Here is a 25,864-nt window from a genome sequence, read left to right as displayed (position 1 = left end):
TTAGAGTGAAACCCCTCTTTTCCAAGGAATAAAATCATCCTGATGTAAAAGTTGAGACTTAGTTTTTATTTTTCCACTGGCAACATTTATGATATACTCAAGCAATTCTTTACTCATTTGTTCAATATTTTTTTTACCCTCGATAATAGCTCCGGTATCAAAATCAATTATATCAGACATTCTATTGGACAAAGAAGTGTTAGAAGATATTTTGATAACTGGGGTTATAGGGTTTCCGGTAGGGGTTCCAAGGCCAGTAGTAAATAGAATTATATTAGCCCCTGATCCAGAAAGTGCTGTAGTGCTTTCTACATCATTGCCGGGCGTGCATAATAGATTGAGTCCTTGTTTGGTAGCATATTCTGTATAATCTAATACAGCTACAACAGGAGATGTTCCTCCTTTTTTTGCAGCTCCTGCACTTTTCATAGCATCTGTGATCAATCCATCTTTAATATTTCCGGGGCTGGGATTCATATCAAATCCAGAGCCCACTGCTTTTGCAGAATTGGCATAATCTCTCATAAGGTTTATAAATTTTTCTGAAACCTCTTTATTAACAGACCTATTGATGAGTTCTTGCTCTACACCGCAAAGTTCTGGAAATTCTGCTAACATTGTTTTCCCTCCTAGAGCCACAATCATATCAGATACTTGCCCTACTGTAGGATTAGCAGAAATACCAGAAAACCCATCAGATCCTCCACATTCTAAACCGATTACCAGTTTGCTCAATGAGGCAGGTTTTCTGGTAATTTTGTTTGCTTTGATAAGCCCGAAGAACGTTTTTTTGATAGCAGTTGACAATAATTTTTCTTCAGTTCCTTCCTGTTGTTGCTCTAAAATATATAGAGGTTTATCAAAATTTGGATTTAGAGCTCTAATTTTTTCGTTAAGAATAGATATTTGGGCATTTTGGCATCCAAGACTTAAAATAGTAGCTCCTGCTACATTGGGGTTATTGAGATATCCGGCAATCAAAGCACAAAGCATATCTGAGTCCTGCCTTGTGCCTCCACACCCCCCTTGGTGAGTTAAAAATTTTATGCCGTCAATATTGTTAAATATTTGAGATGAGTTTACATCATTCTCTTCTGTAATTAGGTCTTCAATTTTGGTGATATCATCTTTTTTGTACAAATTTATCATACGATGAACCAAATCCTTGTACTTATTTGGTTTCGCAAAGCCTAACTCCTCCTGAAAGGCTTGTTTCATGATTTCTATATTTCTATTTTCACAAAATACTAGTGGAATAACCATCCAATAATTTGCAGTACCTACTTGTCCATCATTTCGATGATACCCTAAAAAAGTCTTTGTACTGTATTGATCTATCGAGGGGGGAGACCAATAAGAAGAATTTTCTTTTTTTGAATATGAATTGGTTTCATGTATTACATTATGAGTTGTCAATAATTCTCCTTGTAAAATCCTATGTTTTGCCGTTCCCACAAGGCTTCCATACATGATGATACTGTCGTTGGGAGCAATATTTTTTTCTGCAAATTTGTGTTTTGCCGGAATATTTTGAATAATGGCAATAGAGTGCTCATTGATAGCTACATTTTCGCCTTTATCTATATCATTTAGAGCTACAAAGACATTGTCGTTCGGATGTATTTTTAAAAATTTTTGATTCATTTCAAAATTTATTCATTATATTGCGCAATCGATTGCGCAATTTACATAAAAAAGAACAAATCAAAAGTATAAAGTGTTAAAATTTAAAAACTTTCTTATATTAAGTCATAGATAATTCATGAATAAAAAAATAGTTACAATAGGAGAGATACTCATGAGGATGACCACCCCGGGTCATAGAAGGTTTTCTCAATCCGATTATTTCAATGTTCATTTTGGTGGTGCTGAAGCCAATGTAGCTATATCACTTGCCCAGTTAGGTATAGAATGTTATCATATCACTGTTTTACCAAACCATGAAATTGGAAAATCGGTTATTGATTATCTTAAATCAAGACATGTTAGAACTGATTATATTGAATTTTCTGATCAAGGACGTATAGGGCTTTATTTCATGGAAACAGGAGCAATGCATCGTTCTTCAAAAATTATTTATGATCGCTTTCACTCTTCGTTTTCTAAAATAAAGAGTGATTTTTTTAATTGGGAAATGATCTTTAAAGGTGCAGATTGGCTTCATTGGACCGGGATCACACCTGCTATTTCTGAAGAAACTTTGTTGTTCTGCGAAATTGCCATCAATAAGGCTAAAGAATATGGAGTAAAGGTTAGCGGAGATATTAATTATAGAAGAAACCTCTGGAATTTTGGTAGAAAACCTTTAGAAGTTATGCCGGATTTAATTTCAAAAACAGATGTAATTATAGCGGGACTAACAGATTTTGAAAACTGTTTAGGAATTAAGGAAGAAGATTTTGAATCGGCATGTAAAAAGACTGTGCGTTTATATCCAAATATTGAAGCAATAGCGACTACGAACAGAATTTCACATTCTACTACTCATAATGTCTTATCTGCTTTAATGTATAAGGATAATAAGTTGTATACCTCAAAAGAATATGAATTAAAAAACATTATAGACAGAATTGGAAGCGGAGATGCCTTTATGGCTGGTTTAATTTATGGATTGTTACATAAAGAAGATCAACAAGCACTAGAGTTTGGTTTGGCAGCTTCGGTTCTAAAACATTCTATAGAAGGAGATGCTAATCTAGCTGATGTGAGAGAGATTGAAATGTTGGTTTCTGGGAATAATATTGGAAAATTATTGAGATGATAAAAGTGTACTCAGAAGAAGAGATTTTACATAAAATGAACCTTACCGGGATGATACCTGTTTTTAGTCATGGTGATATTTCTGTTTGTAAAAGTGTTTTAGATATATGTTATGAATCAGGAATTAGAGTTTTTGAATTTACCAATAGGCAATCGAACGCATTAGATATCTTTAGTGAACTAGTTGAATACTCTGATCAGTATAAAGATTTAGTTTTGGGCGTTGGTACTATTTTTGAACCTTCTGTAGCCTCAAAATTTATTAATGCCGGAGCTCGATTTATTATTTCACCTGCTTTAATTCCTGAATTAGCAGATGTAGCTTTCCAAAATAAAATTACATGGATTCCTGGTTGTGCTACGGTTTCTGAGGTCTATAATGCGACAAAACTAGGGGCAAAACTAATAAAAGCTTTTCCCGGAAATTTGTTGGGTGCCACTTTTGTTAAAGCAGTAAAATCTGTTATTCCTGAGGTTAAAATTATGCCTACCGGGGGAGTTGAACCAACAGAAAAAAATCTTAAAACATGGTTTGATGCAGGAGTGCATTGTGTAGGTATGGGCTCTCAGCTTTTTAAAAAAGAATGTTTAGATAGTCATGAATATCAAAACTTAAAGAATGATATTATATCTGTTCTAACAATTATAAATTCTTTGCGAAACTGATGAAAAGGATAAGAATTGCAATAATGACTCTATGTTTTTTCCTTTTGTATTCTTGTAAAAAGGATGAGGAGGTCAAAACGCTAAGACTAGCACATGGTTTGGATACAAATCACCCGGTTCATAGCGCAATGGTACATTTAGGAACAGTATTGGAACAAAAATCTAAAGGCAAATTACAGGTGAAAATATATCCCAGTGGTCAATTAGGGGCAGAAAGAGAGTGTTTAGAACTTCTTCAAATAGGTAGTCTGGACATTACTAAAGTATCAGCCGCAGTATTGGAGAATTTTGTCTCAGAATATAAGATTCTAAGTATCCCATACTTATTTAAGGATAAAAATCATTCACATAAAGTATTTGATAGTTCGATAGGAGAGGAGCTATTATCAAAAGGTAAACCTTATCTGCTAAAAGGTTTATGCTTTTATGATGCCGGGAGCAGGAATTTTTACTCAAAAGACAAACCAATTTTGTCACCAGAAAGCCTGAATAGTCTAAAAATAAGAGTACAGAAAAGTAATATGGCTGTTTCTATGGTACAACTGCTTGGAGGATCTCCTACTCCAATTTCGTGGGGAGAGCTCTATACCGCACTGCAGCAAGGTGTAGTTGATGGAGCAGAAAATAATCTTCCTAGTTTTTATACTTCTAAGCATTATGAAGTATGTAAATATTATAGTTTTGACGAACATACTTCTGTACCTGATATTTTATTAATTGGGATGAATACTTGGGAAAATCTTGACGATCAAGAAAAAATATGGCTTGAGGAGGCTGCTTATGAATCAGCATTATTTCAAAGGAAAGCATGGGCAGAAGCAGAAAGGATCGCTTTACAAGCTATTAAAAAAGCAGGAGTTGATATTATCTATCCTGATAAGACCCCATTTACCGAAAAAACTAAGAAAATATATGATCTTTTTAATGATCCGGAGACTTTGCGGATAATTAAAGAAATTAAATCTATTGAATGATGAGATCTTTGATTGATAAAATTTTGGAAAGAGCATTAATTGTTATTATTAGCATTATGCTTCTTGCTGTAATTTGGCAGGTGATTTCCAGGTATATTTTAGGGTCTCCCAGCACTCTTACAGATGAAATCGCTAGCTTTTCACTAATTTGGTTAGGTTTATTTGGCGCAGCTTATGCTACAGGCAAACAATTGCACCTGGCAATAGATTTGATACCAAGTAAAATTATAAATAATTCTCCTATTTTTTATCAATCAATTATTGCTGTATCTGTGATTATATTTTCTCTTTTTGTAATGGTAGTAGGAGGAACCAGACTTTGTTGGTTAACTTATATACTTGATCAAAAGTCCGCAGCATTAGAGATCCCTTTAACATTTATTTATGTGGCAGTTCCCATAAGCGGATCACTTATTATTTTTTATAGTATAGATACATTAAAGGAGATGAAAAATCAAAATGAATAAATTCTTATGGATTATATTGAGGCTTTAATATTGGTAATTAGTTTTTTGATTTTCTTGTCACTAAGGGTTCCAATAGCGTATAGTATTGGATTGTCTGCCTTTTTTACATTATTGATATCTATGCCTTTACTACCTTCGGTAACTACTTTGGCTCAAAGAATGGCCACTTCATTAGATAGTTTTGCTTTGTTAGCGGTTCCTTTTTTCATTCTTGCGGGGCAAATCATGAACAGAGGGGGGATAGCATATAGATTAATTGAATTTGCAAAAGTCATCGTTGGTTCTCTACCGGGAGGGTTAGCTTTTGTGAACATAATTGCTTGTATGCTTTTTGGAGCGATTTCTGGTTCTGCGGTGGCAGCAGCTTCTGCTATTGGAGGGTTTATGAATCCTATGATGGAAAAAGAAGGTTATGACAAATCATTTAGTGCAGCAGTTAATATCACCAGTGCGACTACAGGATTGATTATACCTCCAAGTAATATTTTAATTATTTATTCTCTTGCGAGTGGTGGTGTTTCTATTGCAGCATTGTTTTTGGCTGGATATATTCCTGGTATCTTGATAGGATTGGCACTTATGCTTGTAGCAGGAATTTATTCATATATAAAAAAATATCCTACAGAAAAAAAAGCAGGTTTAAAAGTGCTTGTTCAAAGGTTTTTGGATGCTTTACCTAGCTTATTTTTACTAATAGTGGTTATTGGAGGAATTGTAGCAGGAATATTTACTGCGACCGAAGCTTCTGCCGTAGCTGTAATTTATACTTTTGTTTTAGGATTTGTCTACAAAGAAATAACACTTGCGAGCATTCCTTCTATTCTTTTAGAAACTGTGAAAACTACCGCAATAGTGATGTTGCTTATTGCTACCTCTGTTGCGATGTCGTGGGTAATGTCTTACGAAAGTATTCCTCAGGAAATAAGCACTGCCTTACTGTCGATAAGTAATAACCTGGTGGTAATTCTTATTATCATTAATTTGATATTGCTTTTTGTTGGTGTTTTTATGGATATGACACCCGCAGTTCTCATTTTTACACCTATTTTTTTACCCATTGTTACAGATATGGGTATCGATCCAATACATTTTGGGGTCATTATGATTCTAAATTTATGTATTGGTTTATGCACTCCGCCAGTAGGTTCAGTTTTATTTGTAGGATGTAGCGTGGCAGGTCTAAATATTCAGAAAGTTATAAAGCCTTTGTTACCATTGTTTTTGGTTATGGTTTTTGTATTAATATTGATTACTTACATTCCTGATCTTAGTTTGATGGTTCCAAGATGGTTTGGTTTCTAGATTAATGGGTATCTAAAAGTTGAAAATATATATTTTTAGATACGAATCACTTCAGTATATTCTAATAAATATTTAAAAGTAGTAATTCCAATTTTATTGATAGATACATGTTATGTATCTAAGAGTACAAATATTCCCTACACATTAATTTACTTTATCATAGTTAAAAAGTATTTATGATAAGCAACTCCGAAGAAAAAATATTTAAGGTAAATAGTATTTGATACTAGAAATGTAATATTATCATTTCGAGAAAGTTTTAAGCGTTATTCTAGAAATGCTTTAGAATAAGTATTACCAGAATTTTTATCATAATATAAAGCTGATCAAGTGTCATCTCAATTAAGTTTAGCTATAGAGGTTTAAACCTTTATTATGAATACTAGTCTAAAAAATGGTAAATCAATAATGCTTAATTAATGAATAAACATACCTACATATTACTAATTTTTATTTTTTCATATTTCCATGGAATATCGCAGAAAGAAGTAAGACCTCCTAATATAGTATTCATCGCTATTGATGATATCAACGATTGGGTTGGCCCTATGAGCGGCAACAAGCAAGCGATAACACCAAACATGGATAAATTTGTACAAAGCGGTGCAGTGGTTTTTAAAAATGCAGTAACTGCTGCTCCTATTTGTGGTCCATCACGCTCGGCAATATTATCAGGTTTTTTGCCTAGTACATCCGGAGTTTATGGAAACGCGCATAATATGCTATATTCTGATATCATAAAAAATAATCCAACCCTACCTGAATATTTTTCTTTAAATGGTTACCATACACTCTCTAATGGTAAAATATTTCATAAACATGGTACTGAAAATGGGCTCACAGATTTTGGCGCTTGGGCTTATGATGAATTTGCGAGAGCTAGAAGGTACAATAAAGATGTAGTGAATAAAAAGTATGTTACATCATCAAAAGCAGGTATGATAAATGGGGTGAAAAAACCTGAATATCAAGATAAAAAATCTAAGCTAAGCTGGGGAGCAACAGAAGATACTTTTGAAGAAACAGTTGATTATGCTGTGGCAGATTGGGCAAAAAAACAATTAAATCGAGAGTTTGATAAACCTTTTTTTATGTCAGTAGGTTTTATTAAACCACATTTACCCTGGTTTGTGCCTCAGGAGTTTTTTGAAATGTATAAACTAGATGATATTGAGGACATACTTATAAAAGAAGACGATTTAGATGACATCGTTAGTGTAAGTAACAAAAATATGTTTGAGCCATCAAACGAATACAAATGGATTAAAAAACACAATCTGGCTAAAGAAGCTACCAGAGCCTATCTGGCAAGTATTAGTTTTGTAGACAAATGCTTGGGTTTAGTTTTGGACGCATTAGAAAAAAGCAACTATGCAGACAATACAATAGTGGTTATTTGGGGAGATCATGGTTGGCATTTAGGAGAAAAATTACGTTATTTAAAAAACACACTTTGGTCTGAAGCTATAAAAACACCACTGTTTGTAAAGCTTCCGAGTATGAAAAATGCCATGTACTCAGATCAAACAGTTAGTTTGATAGACCTATATCCAACACTGATCAATTTAGCCAACTTACCTCAAAAAGAAAATCTTGATGGTCATAATTTTTCAGAATTATTACGTGCTCCATCTGCTAATTGGGAATATCCAGGAGTGACCGTATCTGTAAATGGAACCTCTGTACTAGCAAATGATTTTCATTTTATTCAATACCTCGATGGAGGTGAAGAGCTATATGAAGTTAAAAAAGACCCGATGGAATGGAACAACTTAGTATACGATGCCAAATATCAAAATATTATAGCAAATCTAAGAAAATACATTCCTAAAACTCGAAAAGAACCTAGTAAAGAACGTTACAAGAAGCCTAAAAACTACGTTGATGTTGACCAAGACCCTACAATAAAATCGAAACGCAAATTTTAAAGAAAATGAAACTACGAATTTTTATACTATCAATATTATTTCTGGGAGTAATATTTGTCTCTTTCAAAACCTCTGAGGAAAATTTTAATAAAGATAAGAACAATAATACTTTAGTCAAAAAACAACCAAATCTCATTATTATTCATACAGATGAACATAATTTTAGAACATTAAGTTGTTATCAAGAATTAATGTCAGAAGATCAAGCCTTTGTTTGGGGTAAAGGCAATAATGCTACAACCCCCAATATAGATAGGATAGCAGATGAAGGCGCTATAGCAACAAGTTATTATTGTTCTTCGCCGGTTTGCACGCCATCTAGAGCATCTCTTGTAACAGGTTTATATCCACAAGCTACCGGTGCACCAAAGAATGGTATGCCAATAAGAGAAGATATTCCAACATTTGCAACTATTTTAAAAGCTCAGGGTTATGCAACTTCATATGTGGGTAAATGGCATTTGGCTGGAGGTCATGAAAAATATAAATTCAATATAAAATATAAAGCAGGTTTTGATGATAACCGATACATGATGACCGGTGGACATACTCCTTACTATCAGTTTACTAAAGATGGTATCCGAGAGATTAATATCAATAAAGCCAAAGGAGTACCTCAAGATGAGATCATTCATGCAACAGATTATTTTACTGATAAAACCTTAGAAATTTTAGAGAGAGATAAAGACAAACCTTTTGCTCTGATGCTGTCTATTCCTGATCCACATACACCGGACCATGCCAGACCACCTTATGATAAAATGTATGAAGGTTTGGATATCAAAGCGCCAAAAACGATGGAGGAAAAATATGTTAAAATGAGACCATCTTGGGCAACAGGAAAAACAAATAATGAAGCTGTTGGGAAAAAGTCTTTCATCAATGAAAAGAATGCTCTGAAACAGTATTTTGGTATGGTAAGTCATATTGATGATAGTGTAGGACGTATTCTTAAATTTTTGGATGACAACAACTTAACTGAAAACACGATTATAGTGTTTACATCAGATCATGGAGACTTATTTTTTGAGCATAATCGTAGAAATAAAGGTATGCCCTACGAAGCGTCGGCTAAAATTCCATTCGTTATTCGATATCCCAATAAAATTATGGCCGGAAAGGTAATTAATACCGCATATAATAACATTGATTTTACACCAACTATACTAAGTTTGATGGATATTAAAACCGATGTTAAGTTTCATGGCTTAGACACTTCTCATGACTACATAAGCACTGAAAAAGTTGTAAATAGTGATAGAATTACTTACTTCGCCAGAACAGGTGGTCAATGGGTATGCGCCGTAAGTGATCGTTATAAATTGGTTATAGATAAAGATGAAAAACCATATTTATTTGATTTGAAAAAAGACCCTGACGAAATTGTCAACTTTTACTATGATAAAGCATACGCTACCATTGCAAAAGAAATGCAAAACGAGCTGTTTAAACAGCTAAAAAAATATGATGAACCTGGTTTAAAAAATAATAAGGCTTACATAATCAAATAAAATATCCCACTCATTTTATCTTAAAAGACATTTTGTGAACTGTTGAAGACAATTTATTAGGATTTTAACATTTTTTTTGTGCGAATTTAATTTCGAAAACAAAATTACTATGATGAAATTCCTGCTAAAACTTAAACTTAAAACAGCTTTGCTACTATTATGTACTTCATTAACATTCATATCATGCTCTGATGAAGAATTTATTTTGGAAGAAGAAATGCAACAAGATGATAATGATGATAATGTTGACGACGATAATAATGATGATACTAACGATGAAACTGATGATAACGGAGAAGAAAATAACTTCCCTAGGCTAGCAGATAATGAAGAACGATTTTATGTAGATAATATACCTGCAAATGAAACGATCCTTACATTAACAGGTAATGAAGATTTGATAGATAGTAATACATTAAATCAAGAAATTGAAAATAAATTTAATTCAGGTGGTGGTGTAATTAGAATAACCGGTGGAACATACTACCTGTTAAATATAAAATTAAGATCTAACGTACAGTTGAAGTTTGATGCAGATGTAGTCATTTATCCAGATCTGTCAGGAAACACATCAAATAAGAATCTTGTTATTTTTGATATTGGCGATACATTTTTTGTTGAAAATTCTGCAATTACAAATACAGATCAAAACAACGTAGATTCTAGTACTTGGTTTAAAATTATTATCCCGACAGGAGATTATAAGGGGATTAGAGTTGCGGACTATAGCTATGTTCACAATTTTCAATTTTCAGGGATTAAGATTGAAGATTCATATTCTAAAATTTCGAATATCGTGCTAAACTTAAGCTCTAGCAATGATAAAAATGAAACCAGTCAAAATGGTATTATTAAGGATATTATAGCAATAAACGGTCATGTTGGTTATGGAATTATCCAAATTCAAGCAGGAAAAACGATTTTATTCAAAAACCTAGACGGAACCGGAGGTACTACATTAAGATTAGAGACGGGTGCTTCCGTTATAAATATAGATAACCAATCTACAATTGATGATATTGTAGGGCGAAATATAAAAATAAGAAATGGCGGAACTGGTATTACTTTCTCACCACATCGAGTAGATCAAGGACGTGTTGATATTGATGGAGTAATAGCTATTAATTCAGCCTACGCGGTCAAAATTGCTGCTGGGTTTTTAGATAATACAGGCTCAGTTAATAATAAAGGAACATTTAATGAACTATCATATGTAGGGAATATTATATGTACAGGTGGAGACAAAGCACAATTGAAATTTAAAGATTTTAAATTTTTTGATTGTTCGACTCAAGAAATATTAAAATCAGCTGAGTTCAATCCTGACCAAGAAAGTAAATCTGGGATTTCTATTGGTGCTATTAGAGATAATGCTACTGTAGCTAGTGGATGTGACGGAAATGGATGTTATGAGATTAATATCGAGAATATAACGATTACAAATTCTGATTTTGCACTTGGAGGTGAGTACGTACATGATAGTATGAGCATCGATTGTAAATAGTTTCGTTAATTTTTTTTGGAAATATTATAAGAGCATGACTAGAAGAAGATAATTGATGCTAAATAGAAATTTCTCAAACTAAATTTTAGAACTGTTTATATAAGTTGCTAACAACGAATAAGGTTTCAACTCCTTAGTGTATTGTGTTTTAGGTATTAATAGTACTTTCAAATACATTTTTTTTACTATTAGAGACATTTCGTCATTTGTTTTAAAATTACCTTTGATTACTATTACAACTTAATCTTGTTAGGATGAAAATTACCGTTAGTAAATTAGTTTTTAGTCTATTTTTATTTTCAAGTATCGTACTTTTTTCGTGCGATAGTCCGAAAGTTAAAGTTAAAGACAAAAAACAACCTAATATACTTTGGATTTTTGCTGAAGATTTATCTCCGTTTATGGGTTGTTACGGAGATTCAATAAATAAAAATGCAACACCGGTTATTGATAAATTAGCGTCTGAAGGTGTACTTTTTAAAAGAGCATATACAACCGCACCGGTTTGTTCCGCATCACGTTCTGCTTTGATTACTGGTGTGATGCAGACTACAACTGGGACTCATAATCATCGTTCTAGCCGAACAACAGATGGTGAAATTGTACCAGAAAAACTACGTATTAATCTGCCCAAAGAAATGAAGACAGTTCCTGAACTTATGAGGCGTGCAGGATATTTTACCTTCAATAGCGGAAAAGATGATTACAATTTTCATTATGATAGGAACGCACTCTATGATGTGGGGAGCGATGACAATTATAAAGTAGGAATGAATGGTTGGCAAGGTAATAAAGCAAAATATTCTAAATCCATTACTAAAAATACATGGAATGCTAGAAAAGATAAGAATCAACCCTGGTTTGGTCAAATTCAGATCGATGGAGGAAAAGCACATGCTAAATTTGTTAGAAAAGGAGAGGAGCTAGCGGCAAATGATGTTCCAATTCCACCATATTTTCCTGATATTCCGTCTCATCGAAGCGCGTGGACAGATCATTTTAATGCAAATAGAGGTGCCGATGTAAATGTTGAAACAATAGTAAACCAACTTAAAGAAGATGGAGAGCTAGAAAACACGATCATTTTCTTTTTCTCAGACCATGGAAGTCCCACGTCGCTTAGACATAAACAGTTTTGTTACGAAGGAGGAATGTTGGTTCCTCTAATTATAAAAGGAGATCATCCTTTGTTAAAATCAGGATCGGTCAGAACAGATTTGGTATCGCTTTTGGATGTTGCCAAGACTACTCTTGTGATGGGTAAAGCAGAATTACCAACTTATTTAGACGGACAAGATTTGTTTGCAGCATCCTACAAAGAACAAAACTACGTAATAGGCGCAAGAGATCGTTGTGATTTTACCATTGATAAAATTAGAACAGTAGTTTCAAAAGAATACCGTTATATAAAAAATTACTTTCCGGAAAGACCAATGATGCAAGCCGGTTACAGAGATAAGAAGCCTATCGTAAAAGATTTTAAAAAAGCTTTCAAAGAAAAAAAACTAACAAAGTATCAGGAAGAGCATTGGTTTGGAGAAAGACCTCATGAAGAATTATATAACTTAAAAGACGATCCACATCAAATAGATAATTTGGCTAAAAAGCCAGAATATGCAGATATTCTTTTAGAACACAGAACAGTACTTCAAAACTGGATAAAAGAAACAGGAGACAAAGGACAGTCCCCAGAACATTCAGTACAATTAAAAGCTACATATAATTTGTGGAAAGACAGATCACAATTTAAAAATGCAACGGTGAATCCAGAATATAAAAAATTTATGGAGTAATTGTATTTTTTGAAATGATTAAACGAATATAAATTTTGACAGTCTTAAAAGAAACTAAAATTAATTTAGGAAAATGAACAAATTTTTTGCGTTATGCTTTTTCATCGTTTTAACAAATAGCGTTAAAGCTCAAAACTTTCAAACAGAAGGGGATGCTATTAGGCACACTGTTGTGGCTTCTGTAGGTGGAGAAAGCATTTTATATATCGGAGAGCTAGATGGTAGTGTATCTAGTTATACAATGGATGGAGAAAAAAAATGGCGTGTTAAAACAGAAGATCCTGCTGTATTATTCGAAATCGAAGCAGCTGATATTAATGGCGATGGTAATGATGATTTGCTGGCAGCCAATGCTAATGGTAATATTTTTTGCTATGATAGCTCAGGTGAATTGCTTTGGAAATTCAATTCAGATCATAAAATAAGATTTTCAGAAGTTGCGATTGTCAATAACAAAGAGAAAGTTCAGATTTTTGCAGGAGGTAACGACTACAATTTATACGAATTAGATAGCAAAGGAAAGTTAGTTTCTAAAACAAAAATCAAGGGTGTTGTAAGAAAAATACAAACTGGGAACTTTTTTGGAGATAAAGAAGATTTATTTTTAATGACTTATAATCACGATAAGTTTCGATGGGATTTTTTAGGGTTTATAGATTCTGCTACCAAAGAAGTGATCAAGAATGCTAAATTAAAGGATAAGCGTTTAAAAAACCTTTCTAAATATATGATTACTGATATTACAGTATCAGACATCAACGGAGATAATAAGGATGATGTATTATTTTTTGGTGATAGATCTATGCAGCCCCAATTCACAGCTCTGGACAGTAACTTTGATGTATTAGCAGTCTATACTGGAAACAAAAAACAAACTCAACGATACGCACATTCTCAGGGTACTTTTTTACCGAGTAGAAATGAAATCATGTTTCAACATGGGGGCATTATAATGGTATTAGATACTCAAGGAAAAGTAGTAAAAGAAGCTGGGTCGAGATATGGTAAAATGGTATTTAGTGATTTTACTTACGATCCGGTTTCTAATCAGCTTGTTGCCGGAGGAACAGTAGATGGTGGTAATGTAGTACGTTTTTTTGATCTAAAAAATGATAAATGGTGGGATACAAAGCACAAAAAAGAAGGTCGAATGGCAGAGGTTGCAGACAATCTCAAAAAACTTTACGAACAAACTTTAAACTTTAAATTACCTTCTTATCAAAAACGTTCTGATAAAGAATGGGTAATGAGCACACGAGAAAATATTGATCCAAAATTAGACAAATTAAATGGAGGGAATGTAAAATTTGTTATTCAAAAATCACCAAAAGAAGGTACAGATCGTTCCCCTTTAGTAGCCCTTTTGGGTGATATTGCCTTAAAAAAAGATAGACGTGGTAAATACCAAGATACTAGAGAAGAAATTGTAGAAATGGCTAGAAAAATGGAAGAACAAGGTCAGCCATTTACAATGTGGGCAGGCCACGGGAATGATCCATTTTATATTCAAATCGAAACATTAGAAAAAATTCTAGAGGTTGCACCAACAACTTGTTATGGATTTGTATATGCAGAAATGCATAATACCGAAGATCCAAGAGTCATTCATTTTATAAATGAATATCTACCAAGATTAGCAAAAGCAATTCGTAAGAATAATAGAGCAAAGCTAATGTTTAGATACAAAAATATGTTTTGGGCAGCAACATCTCACTTACCTTTATGGAAAGAAATGTTTTTCTCAGGAAAATATAATGACTTTTTAGTGCCGGCATCAGAAGATACAAGCAATAGAATACAAGACCTAAACTTAGCAGGTCGTATTGGTATGCACTCCGGAGGTTATATCAATGACTTTGCGATGCGTTTGATTGATGATAACCCAACAAGTTGGCGACCATTATCACCATGTGGGCAGAATACAGTCTCACCTTATTTAAGACAAGGGGTGATTATGGCTTCTTATGGAGCAAGGTTTGGTATTGTGTCTACAAGTGGTTTTGTAGAAAGACCAGGCTTAAATATTCTGTTTGCATTGATGAAATCAGGTGTTATTCCAATTGTTGAACCAGAAAATATCCAATCGATTGGTTCTTGGCATTTAATTAAAGATGTAGACGAAAAATTAGTACATGTAGTTGATGATCATCATAAAGTAAAACATTACGAAACAGACGATGAAAATGCGGTGTTTTCGGTAGCCCAAATGCATTGGGCAGGTGCATCAATTCCAGAACATGATTTTTCAAAGTTAGCTTTGGGAGTCAGATATCGTTGGTTAAATTATTTGCCACAAATACCAAAGGGTATGGTTGCGATTGCTCCTGTAGAATCCAAACAAAAATTACAAACAGAAAAAATCCCATATTTTGTTAGTAATGCAAAGGTTGGATACATAGGAGAAAAGAAAGTTTCGGCAACTGAGTTTGGTGCTACCATAAAAGAAAAAGTTGCTCAAGGAGGGCAACAATTGAATATTCTTGTTAATGGAGCGTCTTGGAGTGCCATTAGAATAGATAAAAATCATACTAGGTTAGTTTTGGTAGATCCAAATTATATTAATCCAAAACAGCATGAGGTTATAGTCAAGTTTCAAAATAGAACGCCTAAATCTGCCACTGATATTTTATCAGGCAATGAAATTAAGTTAGCAAAAGAAATTAAAGTGAATATACCTGCTGGTTCAATGCGATTTATTGATATCGCTTATTAATCTTATCAAAAATAAGTATGTACTCATTTGACAATATCTAACTTTAAAATGTTATTAAAAAATGGCAATTATATATAGATCGACCCTTTTGTTAATTGTAATTATTATTTTGAGTTGTAAACAGGAGCAAAAAATAGCATCAAATACGATTACTTCTCAAAAAATATCAAAGCCTAATATTATTTATGTTTTAGCAGATGATTTGGGATATGGTGATTTAGGTTGTTATGGACAAAAAAAGATTAAAACGCCTAATATAGATCAACTAGCAAAAAAAGGAATAAAATTTTTACAACATTATAGTGGTGCAGCAGTATGCGCCCCTGCTCGTTCATCTTTAATGACGGGTCAGCATACCGGTCATACCCCTATTAGAGGAAATAAAGGAGTAGGTGAAGAAGGTCAATTACCATTACCAAGTGAGGCAATAACCATTGCAGAAGTTTTAAAAACAGCCGGGTACAAAACAGGAATGTTTGGCAAATGGGGACTTGGCTTTAATGAGGGGGATCCGAATAGCCAAGGATTTGATGAATTTTTTGGGTATAACTGTCAGAAATTAGCACATAGATATTATCCGGCGTATTTAAATCACAATCAGAAAAGAGTAGAGTTAGAAGGTAATGATTGGACAAATACGGTTACTTATGCTCCAGATGTTATACAAGAAAAAACATTAGAATTTATTGAAAAAAATAAAGATAAACCATTCTTTGCTTACATACCAATGGTGTTACCGCATGCAGAAATCATATCACCAAACGACTCTATTTATGATATGTACAAAGGTAAATTTAAAGAAATACCGCATACAGCAGATAAAAAATATACGTCAGATTATGGTCCTGATATTGTAATATCAGAGTATACTTCACAAGATGATCCTTTGGCAACTTATGCAACAATGGTAACAAGAATGGATGCTTATGTTGGTCAAATAATGGTGAAGGTCCAACAACTAGGAATTGCTGATAATACAATAATTATGTTTGCTAGTGACAATGGACCATACAAAGAAGGAGGAGCACACCCAGAGTTTTTTAATAGTACTGCTGGACTTAAAGGAATAAAACGTGATTTGTATGAGGGAGGAATTCGTTCACCATTTATAGTAATGTGGCCCGGTAAAATTAAGGAAGGTTCTACTTCTAACCATATATCTGCATTTTGGGATATGATGCCAACGTTTGCAGAGCTAGCAGGAATCGATACACCAAACATTAGCGACGGGATTTCTATTGTACCTACATTAACCAATACAGGAAATCAAAAACAACACGATTATTTATATTGGGAATATAATATAAAACAGGGGCGAAAAGCAATTAGAAAAGGAGATTGGAAAGGGGTATGGTATAATATCAATAAAACCCCTAAAGGAGAATTTGAATTATATAACTTGGCTAAAGATAGTCTGGAGATGAATAATATAGCAAATAAACATCTTGCAATTGTCAAAGAATTGAAGAGTTTAATGAATAAAGCTTCGATACCCTCACAAGACTTTCCATTGTAAAAATATTTCTTAATATTAATAAAGAATACTTTTTAAATTAGATAAGATGTCATTTTATAATTGCTATATCTTATTTGTTATAAAAAAGTATTCTTTATTCTCTTCCACAGCTTGTTCAAAATGAATGTAGCGACTATAACAACTATTGTTAAAATAATAGCTAATGTATATTGACCATAAATCCAATATCCTGTGGCAAAAAGAACTCCGTAAATTAAAACACATCCTACCAGCATAGCTAAGATACCCGAGGGAACACTCCATGTACTGAAATCGGTTTTGATGTCTTGATTTTGTTGCGCTGCAGCCTTTAATGTGGCATTCCAACCAGGACCACCGGGTTGTATTTTTTTATAGAAGGTAAACAAGACATTGTTGTCTTCTGGTTTTGTTAGAAAAGTAACCGTAAGCCAGATGATTGTTGTAATGGCAACGACCAGAAGGTATTTGGACCATCCGGGTAGAGGACCAGCCTCGGATAACGCAAGATTAACGGATTCGAGATTAAAAATAATAGATACAATTCCAGATGCGAACATTCCCGAAATTTCGCTCCATGCATTGATACGCCACCAAAACCACCTTAATATGAAAATCAATCCCGTACCTGCACCAAACATGATAATATAATCAAAAATTTGTTTGGCATTGGTAAGTTTTAGTGCTAGAACAGTACTGATTAACATCAGTGTAGCAGTAGAAATTCTACCTACACGTACCAGTTCTTTTTCAGAAGCATTTTTGTTGATTTGTTGTATGTAAAAGTCATTAACGATGTATGAGGATCCCCAATTAAGATGCGTAGAAATGGTAGACATAAATGCCGCAATTAAAGAAGCTAATACTAAACCTAAGAGACCAGAAGGTAGTCGTGTAAGCATTGCAGAATATGCTAGATCATGACCAATTTTATCTTTTTGTACTTTTTCTTCAGGAAATGCTTCTCGGATTGCAGTGAGCCCTTCTGAAGCAAAATAGTAGGTATCCATTTGTTTTTTTTCTTCTTCGGTCAATGTTCTTGTTTCTTCTAGCTTCTGCATTTCAACATAGTTATGTTTTGCAGTTTCCATGGTATTCACATCATCTTTTGGATATAATACCAAAGAAGCCAGTGCTACCAAGATCCATGGCCAGGGACGTAAAGCATAATGCATAATATTAAAGAAAAATGTAGCTCCGATGGCATGGTTTTCATTCTTAGCTGCCAGCATACGTTGAGCAATATAGCCACCACCTCCGGGTTCACCACCGGGATACCATGAGCTCCACCATTGCACGGCAAGAGGAATAATCAACAAAACAATGACTAACTCTGTATTATTAAAATCGGGAAGCAGAGATATTTTGTCAACGACTTGAGGATGAGAGATGAGGTTGGTTACACCGTTTACTTCTGGAAGATTAACACAATAATAGGCCGCTCCTATGGCTCCAACCATAGCAGTAAAAAACAATACAAAATCAGTATATACGACACCTCTAAAACCTCCCACGGCGCTAAAGATTACAGTAATCAGCGCGGCGATACCTACAGTGTACAAAGGATCTAGTCCTAGCATAACTTGACTAATTTTTATGGCTGCCAGCGTAACACCTGACATGGCTAATACATTAAAAATAACTCCTAAGTAGAGCGCTCGAAACCCTCTCAAGAAATGAGCAGGTTTACCTCCATATCGTAAGTCGTAAAACTCAATATCAGTGTTTACATTAGATTTTCGCCATAGTTTGGCATACACAAAAACGGTAAGTAATCCGGTAATCAAAAACGCCCACCAGGCCCAGTTTCCAGAAACTCCACCTTTTCTCACAATATCAGTCACCAGATTGGGAGTGTCTGTAGAAAATGTGGTAGCAACCATTGATAATCCCAAGAGCCACCAAGGCATGTTTCTCCCGGAAAGAAAAAATTCACTGGTATTTTTTCCGGATTTTTTGGAAACTACAATTCCAATAACCAGAGTAATCGTAAAAAAAGAAAAGATTAGAATAAGGTCTAGTTTTGATAGTGTAATCATGTAGATGATTTTTAAATATGTAAATCTTTATTGTTGCTAAAAATAGTATCTTTTACATGCTTGACATAGTTACGACCGATAGGAATCCGTTTAGAATCAATTTCTACCAGATTTCCTTCTACCGACTTTATCTTATCGATAGCGATGGTGTAAGATCTATGTACGCGTATAAAATTTGAGTTTGGTAGCTCTTCGGTAATTCCGGTGAGCGATTTATGAACGAGGTAATTTCCATGAGTTGTAATTACTTTTATGTAATCTTTCAGGCTTTCAATGTATAAAATATCTTTCAATAAAATTTTGACCAATTTCTTATCTACTTTTAGAAAAATATAAGGTTCTTTATTGGCAAGATATTCTCCATTTGCAGATTGGTTTTTATTGATCGCCTGACTCAACTTATTCATGGTCTTTAGAAATCGATTGAAGGGGATAGGTTTTACCAGATAATCCAATACATCAAGTTCAAAACTTTCTACAGCATATTCTCTATATGCTGTAGTGATGATTATTTGATAATCATGTTTACTACTTTTAATAAAGTCTAAACCGTTCATTTCGGGCATATTGATGTCTAAAAACATTACATCTACTTGTCCGTTTTCAATAATTTCTAGGGCTTCGATCGGACTATTAAATGAACCTAATACTTCAATATTTTTAAATGAAGCCAAGTGAGATTCTATAATTTTTATGGCATAGGGCTCGTCGTCAATAATGATGCATTTGATGTTCATACTATGGGGATTTTTAGTAATACATTAAATGTATTGTCTATGATTTTGGTTTCTAAAGAATAGTTGTTGTGATATAACAATTCTAGGCGTCGTTTTACATTTTCAATTCCGATACCGAATTTTTTTTCTTTAGTTGTGTTTACATTAAAATTATTCGTAGCAGAAAATATGAGTTGTTCGTTTTTGGCATTTTCAAATTTAATATCTAATGCTACCATCGTATTATTTTTACCTCCATGTTTAAAGCAATTTTCGATAAATGGCAGTAGTAGTAATGGAGGAATATTAATATCATCAATATTGCCTTCAATTTGTATTTCTGAAGTTATTTTATCACCATGTCGTAATCGCTCTAACTCCAAATAACTTTGTATATAATTAATTTCATTGAGTAATCCTATTTTTGGTTCCTTAACATCATAGAGAATATATTGCATAATCTCAGATAGTTTAAGAACCACATCCGGAGCCTTTTCTGATTTTTCGATGGTTAAATAATATAAATTATTTAAGGTATTAAAAAAGAAATGAGGCTGTATTTGAGATTTTAAATACTTTAACTCTGTTTGTAATTGAAGTTCTTTTAATGATTCATTCTTTTTTCTTTCATATATCCACTCACTTGTAAGCTTTATAGCAGTCACCAAAGCTACTACATAAACTTCCCCAATAGTTACTGCAACGATATGGTTAAAGCTATATGCTTTTTGTGCACCAATTGCTTCTGGCCAAATGTTACTGGTTACCAATAATAAATTCAGTTCAGTTCGAGCTATATAGACTACCATCAGTGAACCCAAAGCTGCAATTAGGTATGCTGCAAACTTTCTTTTAGCAATAAGTTTTGGGATTAAATAATAGATATGAAAATAGGTAAGCGGAATATGGATAGTAAACTCTACAAGATTAGATTTCAGTGAGTATAAATAGTCATTAAAATAACTCCCCCAACGTACAAAATTGATTACGAAATATCCGAACCAAAGAAAAAAATGATATTTCGATGGTATGTGAGGAGTAATTTTTTTTTGTGTGGGGTTTATCATTGTATGCTGTTAATTTTTGTGAAAAAACCTTAATAAACGTGAAAAAATTATGTGTTTTTTTAATGAAAAACAAAATACTTTGCTAAATATTTTAAAACATAATTAAATTTTAAAACGCTTATGTGCAGAAACCTGTCGTTTGTTGTTTTTTTCATGTTGTTCAGATATTTAATTTCTTTTTCAGAGTATTTCATAAAACCTTTAAAACTCAATAATCAAAGCAAATCAATCGTAATTTTTATGAGAAAAAGTATTTTAATTTTCTCAGCTTTTCTATCTCTTTTAATGACAGAATATATAAAAGCACAGGAGAAAATAATTTCGGGAACAGTAACTTCTAAAGGAGAAAATGCTATGCCGCTTCCAGGCGTTAATGTAATACTACAAGGAACAACAAAAGGTGTACAAACAGATTTTGATGGTCGATATACTATTGAGGCTTCATTGGGAGATGTTTTAGAGTTTAGTTATATAGGATTTATGTCAGTTACGCTACCTGTAGGTACATCCGGTGTTATAGATGTTATTTTAGAAGAAAACACAGAACAATTAGACGATGTTGTCATTACAGCATTAGGAATTCAAAAAAGCAGAAAATCTCTTACCTATGCTGCTCAAGATCTTAATGCTGAAGAATTAACCAAGGTAAAAGACGCCAATCCTGTAAATAGTTTATCAGGTAAAATCGCTGGAGTGGTTGTTAATAGAAGTGCCTCGGGGGTAGGAGGATCTGTAAAACTTACTTTACGGGGTAATACCTCTACCCGAGATAATCAACCATTGTATGTAATTGATGGGATACCATTGCTTAATAATTCTGCTATACAACCTAATAACTCATTTGGAGATATCGAAAATGCCGGAAATCGGGATGGAGGGGATGCACTATCTTTATTAAATCCTGAAGATATAGAAAGTATTACTGTTTTAAAAGGAGCTTCTGCATCTGCTCTTTATGGAAGTCAAGGATCAAATGGAGTAGTGCTCATCACGACGAAGAAGGGTAAATCCGGAATGTTTAAAACAAGTGTTTCTTCTAACTTCACTGTAGATCGGGCTTCCTATTTATTAGACTTTGATGATAGGACACAAAAAAATGTTGATGATTTTTATAATGAAGGTACAACAGCAATCAATGCTATCTCTATATCAGGAGGAACAAAAAATGCACAAACATATTTTTCTTATGCCAACACATTTGCATCTGGAGTTATACCTACGCATAATGTAAAAAAACATACACTCAATATAAGAGAAACGGCTCAACTTTTTGATGATAAATTGAAAGTAGATGCCAGTATTTTATTATCAACACAAAGTATACGTAATAAACCTATTTCAGGATTTTACTATAATCCTTTGGTTGGGGTTTATGGTTTTAACTCAGAAACAGAAAGCTTATCCGATTATGAAGTTTTTGAAGAGTTTAATGAAGAAAGAAACCTTATGGCGCAACGTTGGTTTAGAGCTACTTCTGATATTGAACAAAACCCATATTGGATTTTAAATAGAAATGTTAGCGATGACGAAAATCAAAAATTATTAGCCTCTGTATCCTTACAATATAAGTTTACAGATTGGTTCACATTGCAAACACGAGGGAGCTACGATAAGAATTTTTACAAATTCGAGCGAAGGATCCACGCAACTACAGATGGTACATTATCTGCTCCTAATGGACGATATTTATACAATGATATCGAAGATACCCAATTATATGGAGATATTATTGCAATCCTAAATAAAGATATATCAGAACGATTTAATATTTCGGCCAATATCGGAGCAAGTATTCGCAAATCAAATTTAGGAGAATCGATACTATTAGATTCGGGAGTTCGAGGTGATTTAAAAATTCCTAATATATTCACACTATCTAATTTTGTTGTTGGAACAACTGGAGTGAATCCTATTTTACAACAGCGTATTGCAGAGCAAAAAGAGGTGCAATCTATATTTGCAAGTGCTACTATAGGATATAATAATCAATTTTTTTTAGACGTTACAGCAAGAAATGATTGGTCTTCAACAGTGTCGGATCCGTTTTTTTATCCATCGATAGGACTTACAGCAATGCTATCAGAAATTTTTGAATTGCCTGAAAGTATTAATTATGCCAAAGTACGAACTTCTTATGCCGAGGTTGGTAACGATATTCAAAGTTTTGTGAATAACCCAATTAATACTATCGGTACTGGTGCAGGAGGATTAACTCCTCCAACAATTTTACCACTTACAGAGCTTGAACCCGAAACGCAGACCTCTTTTGAAATTGGTACAGAATGGAAATTTTTTGATAATCGATTAGGGATTGATATCGGATATTACAAAACCAATACTATAGATCAGTTTATGTTAATTGATGGAGGAGTGGCTGCGGATTTTTTAGCAATTAATGCAGGGGATTTTGAAAACAAAGGAGTCGAAGCTACGCTAACTTTTGTTCCCATCATGAGTGATATCTTTCGATGGGATTCAAATATTAACTTTTCTCAGAATGAGAATACAATTAAAGAGCTTGATCCAAGACTGGGAAGGGACTTTTTGGAGTTAACTCCTATCGATGTGAATTCTTATGCATTACTAATAAGAGAAGGAGGATCTTTTGGAGACATTTATGGAAGAAAACTTCGAAGAACTCCAGAAGGATTACCAATACGAAATGCCGATGGTAATTTTACACAAGCAGAACCAGATGAAAACTCTAGAGGTGGTTTCGATTTATTGGGAAATGCCAACCCTGATTTTGCTTTGGGGTGGAATAACAGTATCAGCTATCAAAATTTTACGTTGAATTTCCTCGTTGATGCCAAGTTTGGAGGAGAAGTCATGAGTCTTACCGAGGCGGCTGTAGATGGATTCGGGACTTCTGATAGAAATGGAGAAATTTTAATCTTTGATGAGGCCACAAATGCTGAAACCACAATCCCTTCACAAGAATATCATCAGATGATTGGAGGACGAAATGGATTGACCAGTGAGTATGTTTACGATGCTACAAACATACGAATGGCCGAGTTGTCGCTTGGGTATAATTTTAAGTTACAAGAGAATAGTTTTTTTACTTCTATCACAACTTCTGTAATAGGAAGAAATCTATTCTTCTTTTATAAAGATGCTCCATATGACCCTAATGTGTCATTAAGTACTGCAAATGGTCTTCAAGGGATCGATATTTTTGGATCACCATCGACCAGAAGTATAGGGGTAAATGTTGGATTTTCATTTTAACTAAAGGAAAAGATAATATCATGAAAAATATCAATATAACTATTTTTAAAACGATTTGGATTTTATTGTTTTTGATTGCTTCTTGTACAGATGATTTCGAAGCATTAAATACAGATCCCTATGGATTAACAGACGAACAAAGTGAAGCGGATTTCATAAGTGTGGGAGGGCCTTTTAACCCTATTTTCTTAAATATTTATCGATACGATCCGGCTTGGCAAACGCAGTTACAACATAATCTGAATGCGGATACATTTAGTGGGTATATGGCTCCACCGCGACCATTTGTAGGAGGAATAAATACCACAAACTATGGTTTTGTAGATTTTTGGGATCAATTCCCTTGGGATGTGCCTTATTCTTCAACCGGGGTAATGCAAAATGCACGTTTAATTAAAGAACGAGGAGAAACAGATTTTCCATTAATGTATGCATTGGCACAAATACTTAGGGTAGAAGCGATGCATCGGGTAACAGATGTTTATGGCCCTATTGTGTATTCAAAATATGGACTGGATGCCACCTTTGCAGAATATGATTCGCAACAAGAGGTATATGCTCAGTTCTTTGAAGAATTAGATCAAGCCATACAAACGCTATCTTCAGACCCAACTAATAATCAGTTTGCTAAGTTCGATCTTGTGTATGATGGGGATCTGGTACAATGGATCAAATTTGCCAATACACTCAGGTTACGACTAGCGATAAGAATCGCTAAAGTTGATCCTGGTAAAGCAAAGATAGAAGGAGAAAAATCATTAACTAATGATCTAGGTCTTTTAGAAACCAATGCAGATAATTTTAATATTAAAGGAGGAATAACCCATCCGCTTACTGTATTTAATTCGAGTTGGAATGATGTACGAATGAACGCTTCTATGGAGTCTATTTTAGTAGGCTTTCAAGATCCAAGATTAGAACAAATGTTTGAAGTATCTTCAGTTTCATCTGGAATGTTTAAAGGGATAAGAGGAGGAATGCCTTTGCTGGAAAGATATACGGAGGAGTTGGATCAAAAAGAAGACTATGAAGTTTTCTCAAGATTAGGTGATTCATATATATTGGATAAAACTCCAACAACCAGTATACAGCTAATGACCGCTGCAGAAGCTTACTTTTTAAAAGCCGAAGCTGCATTAAGAGGATGGAGCAATGCCGGAGATGCACAATCAAATTATGAAATGGGAATCTCTACTTCTTTTACGCAATACGAGCTTTCTTCGGAGGCTTCGGTATATATGACTAATAATACAAATACTCCAATTGATTATATAGATCCAGTAAACGCTTCAAACAATATAAATGCATTAACAGCAATCACGATAGCATGGGATAATGCAGATACCAACGAAATGAAACTGGAGAAGATTATAACTCAAAAATGGATTGCCATGTTCCCAGATGGTCAGGAAGCATGGAGCGAATTTAGACGTACGGGGTATCCTAAAATCTTTCCGGTTGTGGCTAACAATAGTGACGGTACAATAGATACCAATATCCAAATACGGAGATTGCCCTTCCCCGCAAGTGAAAGAAGTACGAATCCACAAGGAATTGAAGGGGCCAGAATGTTGCTCAATGGGCCTGACACAGGAGGGACTAGATTATGGTGGGACGTTAATTCCGGTAATTTTTAAAACAATGATAAAAATATGTCTAAGGACACGAAGGTTAATTTTAGTCCGATTATTAAGGTAA

General features: G+C 33.8%; 17 protein-coding genes. 13 read left to right on the top strand and 4 right to left on the bottom strand.

What is annotated here, in order from left to right; genetic code table 11:
• The gene (locus FHK87_RS24750) at window positions 1–1,644 is read right to left on the bottom strand and encodes a UxaA family hydrolase (protein WP_140597571.1); all 1,644 of its coding nucleotides are present in this window, start codon (window positions 1,642–1,644) and stop codon (window positions 1–3) included.
• A gap of 118 nt (window positions 1,645–1,762) precedes the next feature.
• Between FHK87_RS24750 and FHK87_RS24745 the strand changes: the two genes are divergently transcribed.
• From FHK87_RS24745 to FHK87_RS24695, 11 genes are all read left to right on the top strand, one after another.
• Window positions 1,763–2,761 carry a sugar kinase gene (locus FHK87_RS24745; RefSeq protein ID WP_140597570.1) on the top strand — a complete coding sequence of 333 codons (999 nt, stop codon included), beginning with the start codon at window positions 1,763–1,765 and terminating at the stop codon, window positions 2,759–2,761.
• Window positions 2,758–3,426 (top strand): beta/alpha barrel domain-containing protein, encoded by a 669-nt coding sequence (locus FHK87_RS24740; RefSeq protein WP_140597569.1) that lies wholly within the window; start codon window positions 2,758–2,760, stop codon window positions 3,424–3,426. The genes FHK87_RS24745 and FHK87_RS24740 overlap by 4 nt, the downstream gene beginning before the upstream one ends.
• Window positions 3,426–4,400 (top strand): TRAP transporter substrate-binding protein, encoded by a 975-nt coding sequence (locus FHK87_RS24735; RefSeq protein WP_140597568.1) that lies wholly within the window; start codon window positions 3,426–3,428, stop codon window positions 4,398–4,400. The genes FHK87_RS24740 and FHK87_RS24735 overlap by 1 nt, the downstream gene beginning before the upstream one ends.
• The gene (locus tag FHK87_RS24730; protein ID WP_226294415.1) at window positions 4,397–4,867 is read left to right on the top strand and encodes a TRAP transporter small permease; all 471 of its coding nucleotides are present in this window, start codon (window positions 4,397–4,399) and stop codon (window positions 4,865–4,867) included. The genes FHK87_RS24735 and FHK87_RS24730 overlap by 4 nt, the downstream gene beginning before the upstream one ends.
• A 6-nt stretch (window positions 4,868–4,873) precedes the next feature.
• Complete coding sequence (locus tag FHK87_RS24725; protein WP_140597567.1) at window positions 4,874–6,169, top strand: TRAP transporter large permease; 1,296 nt, start codon at window positions 4,874–4,876, stop codon at window positions 6,167–6,169.
• Between the two features lie 419 nt (window positions 6,170–6,588).
• Window positions 6,589–8,097, top strand: a complete 1,509-nt coding sequence (locus FHK87_RS24720; protein ID WP_140597566.1) for a sulfatase — start codon at window positions 6,589–6,591, stop codon at window positions 8,095–8,097.
• Between the two features lie 5 nt (window positions 8,098–8,102).
• Entirely contained in the window at window positions 8,103–9,608 is a 1,506-nt protein-coding gene (locus FHK87_RS24715; RefSeq protein ID WP_140597565.1) for a sulfatase family protein, read from the top strand.
• Window positions 9,609–9,717: 109 nt separating this feature from the next.
• Window positions 9,718–11,112: a hypothetical protein gene (locus tag FHK87_RS24710; protein WP_140597564.1), complete on the top strand. Its 1,395-nt coding sequence runs from the start codon at window positions 9,718–9,720 to the stop codon at window positions 11,110–11,112.
• A gap of 254 nt (window positions 11,113–11,366) precedes the next feature.
• The gene (locus tag FHK87_RS24705; protein WP_140597563.1) at window positions 11,367–12,905 is read left to right on the top strand and encodes a sulfatase family protein; all 1,539 of its coding nucleotides are present in this window, start codon (window positions 11,367–11,369) and stop codon (window positions 12,903–12,905) included.
• 73 nt (window positions 12,906–12,978) lie between these two features.
• Window positions 12,979–15,618 carry a PQQ-binding-like beta-propeller repeat protein gene (locus tag FHK87_RS24700; RefSeq protein WP_140597562.1) on the top strand — a complete coding sequence of 880 codons (2,640 nt, stop codon included), beginning with the start codon at window positions 12,979–12,981 and terminating at the stop codon, window positions 15,616–15,618.
• 61 nt (window positions 15,619–15,679) lie between these two features.
• Window positions 15,680–17,134: an arylsulfatase gene (locus FHK87_RS24695; RefSeq protein ID WP_140597561.1), complete on the top strand. Its 1,455-nt coding sequence runs from the start codon at window positions 15,680–15,682 to the stop codon at window positions 17,132–17,134.
• A 77-nt stretch (window positions 17,135–17,211) separates the two neighbouring features.
• Here the strand turns inward: FHK87_RS24695 and FHK87_RS26465 are convergent, their stop codons facing one another.
• Genes FHK87_RS26465 through FHK87_RS24680 form a run of 3 tightly spaced genes read right to left on the bottom strand, consistent with a single transcriptional unit; the run spans window position 17,212 to window position 20,935 of the window.
• Complete coding sequence (locus tag FHK87_RS26465; RefSeq protein WP_226294414.1) at window positions 17,212–19,152, bottom strand: sodium:solute symporter family protein; 1,941 nt, start codon at window positions 19,150–19,152, stop codon at window positions 17,212–17,214.
• A gap of 11 nt (window positions 19,153–19,163) precedes the next feature.
• The gene (locus tag FHK87_RS24685; RefSeq protein WP_140597560.1) at window positions 19,164–19,889 is read right to left on the bottom strand and encodes a LytR/AlgR family response regulator transcription factor; all 726 of its coding nucleotides are present in this window, start codon (window positions 19,887–19,889) and stop codon (window positions 19,164–19,166) included.
• Window positions 19,886–20,935: a sensor histidine kinase gene (locus tag FHK87_RS24680; protein ID WP_140597559.1), complete on the bottom strand. Its 1,050-nt coding sequence runs from the start codon at window positions 20,933–20,935 to the stop codon at window positions 19,886–19,888. Before FHK87_RS24680 ends, FHK87_RS24685 begins: the two co-directional genes overlap by 4 nt.
• Before the next feature lie 240 nt (window positions 20,936–21,175).
• On the opposite strand from FHK87_RS24680, the gene FHK87_RS24675 reads away from it, so the two are divergent.
• A complete protein-coding gene (locus tag FHK87_RS24675; RefSeq protein ID WP_140597558.1) occupies window positions 21,176–24,166 on the top strand; it encodes a TonB-dependent receptor plug domain-containing protein in 2,991 nt (996 codons plus the stop codon).
• Between the two features lie 20 nt (window positions 24,167–24,186).
• On the top strand, window positions 24,187–25,803 hold the full coding sequence (locus FHK87_RS24670; protein ID WP_140597557.1) for a RagB/SusD family nutrient uptake outer membrane protein: 1,617 nt from the start codon (window positions 24,187–24,189) through the stop codon (window positions 25,801–25,803).
• The last annotated feature ends 61 nt before the right edge of the window (window positions 25,804–25,864 follow it).

The organism is Aquimarina algicola, from assembly GCF_006443095.1.
Lineage (GTDB): Bacteria > Bacteroidota > Bacteroidia > Flavobacteriales > Flavobacteriaceae > Aquimarina > Aquimarina algicola.
This window is presented reverse-complemented; position numbering and strand designations above follow the sequence as displayed.

Excerpts from the sequence above, each read along its gene's own strand:
- FHK87_RS24750 (WP_140597571.1), bottom strand. The coding sequence starts at position 1,644 with ATGAATCAAAAATTTTTAAAAATACATCCGAACGACAATGTCTTTGTA.
- FHK87_RS24745 (WP_140597570.1), top strand. The coding sequence starts at position 1,763 with ATGAATAAAAAAATAGTTACAATAGGAGAGATACTCATGAGGATGACC.
- FHK87_RS24740 (WP_140597569.1), top strand. The coding sequence starts at position 2,758 with ATGATAAAAGTGTACTCAGAAGAAGAGATTTTACATAAAATGAACCTT.
- FHK87_RS24735 (WP_140597568.1), top strand. The coding sequence starts at position 3,426 with ATGAAAAGGATAAGAATTGCAATAATGACTCTATGTTTTTTCCTTTTG.
- FHK87_RS24730 (WP_226294415.1), top strand. The coding sequence starts at position 4,397 with ATGATGAGATCTTTGATTGATAAAATTTTGGAAAGAGCATTAATTGTT.
- FHK87_RS24725 (WP_140597567.1), top strand. The coding sequence starts at position 4,874 with ATGGATTATATTGAGGCTTTAATATTGGTAATTAGTTTTTTGATTTTC.
- FHK87_RS24720 (WP_140597566.1), top strand. The coding sequence starts at position 6,589 with ATGAATAAACATACCTACATATTACTAATTTTTATTTTTTCATATTTC.
- FHK87_RS24715 (WP_140597565.1), top strand. The coding sequence starts at position 8,103 with ATGAAACTACGAATTTTTATACTATCAATATTATTTCTGGGAGTAATA.
- FHK87_RS24710 (WP_140597564.1), top strand. The coding sequence starts at position 9,718 with ATGATGAAATTCCTGCTAAAACTTAAACTTAAAACAGCTTTGCTACTA.
- FHK87_RS24705 (WP_140597563.1), top strand. The coding sequence starts at position 11,367 with ATGAAAATTACCGTTAGTAAATTAGTTTTTAGTCTATTTTTATTTTCA.
- FHK87_RS24700 (WP_140597562.1), top strand. The coding sequence starts at position 12,979 with ATGAACAAATTTTTTGCGTTATGCTTTTTCATCGTTTTAACAAATAGC.
- FHK87_RS24695 (WP_140597561.1), top strand. The coding sequence starts at position 15,680 with ATGGCAATTATATATAGATCGACCCTTTTGTTAATTGTAATTATTATT.
- FHK87_RS26465 (WP_226294414.1), bottom strand. The coding sequence starts at position 19,152 with ATGATTACACTATCAAAACTAGACCTTATTCTAATCTTTTCTTTTTTT.
- FHK87_RS24685 (WP_140597560.1), bottom strand. The coding sequence starts at position 19,889 with ATGAACATCAAATGCATCATTATTGACGACGAGCCCTATGCCATAAAA.
- FHK87_RS24680 (WP_140597559.1), bottom strand. The coding sequence starts at position 20,935 with ATGATAAACCCCACACAAAAAAAAATTACTCCTCACATACCATCGAAA.
- FHK87_RS24675 (WP_140597558.1), top strand. The coding sequence starts at position 21,176 with ATGAGAAAAAGTATTTTAATTTTCTCAGCTTTTCTATCTCTTTTAATG.
- FHK87_RS24670 (WP_140597557.1), top strand. The coding sequence starts at position 24,187 with ATGAAAAATATCAATATAACTATTTTTAAAACGATTTGGATTTTATTG.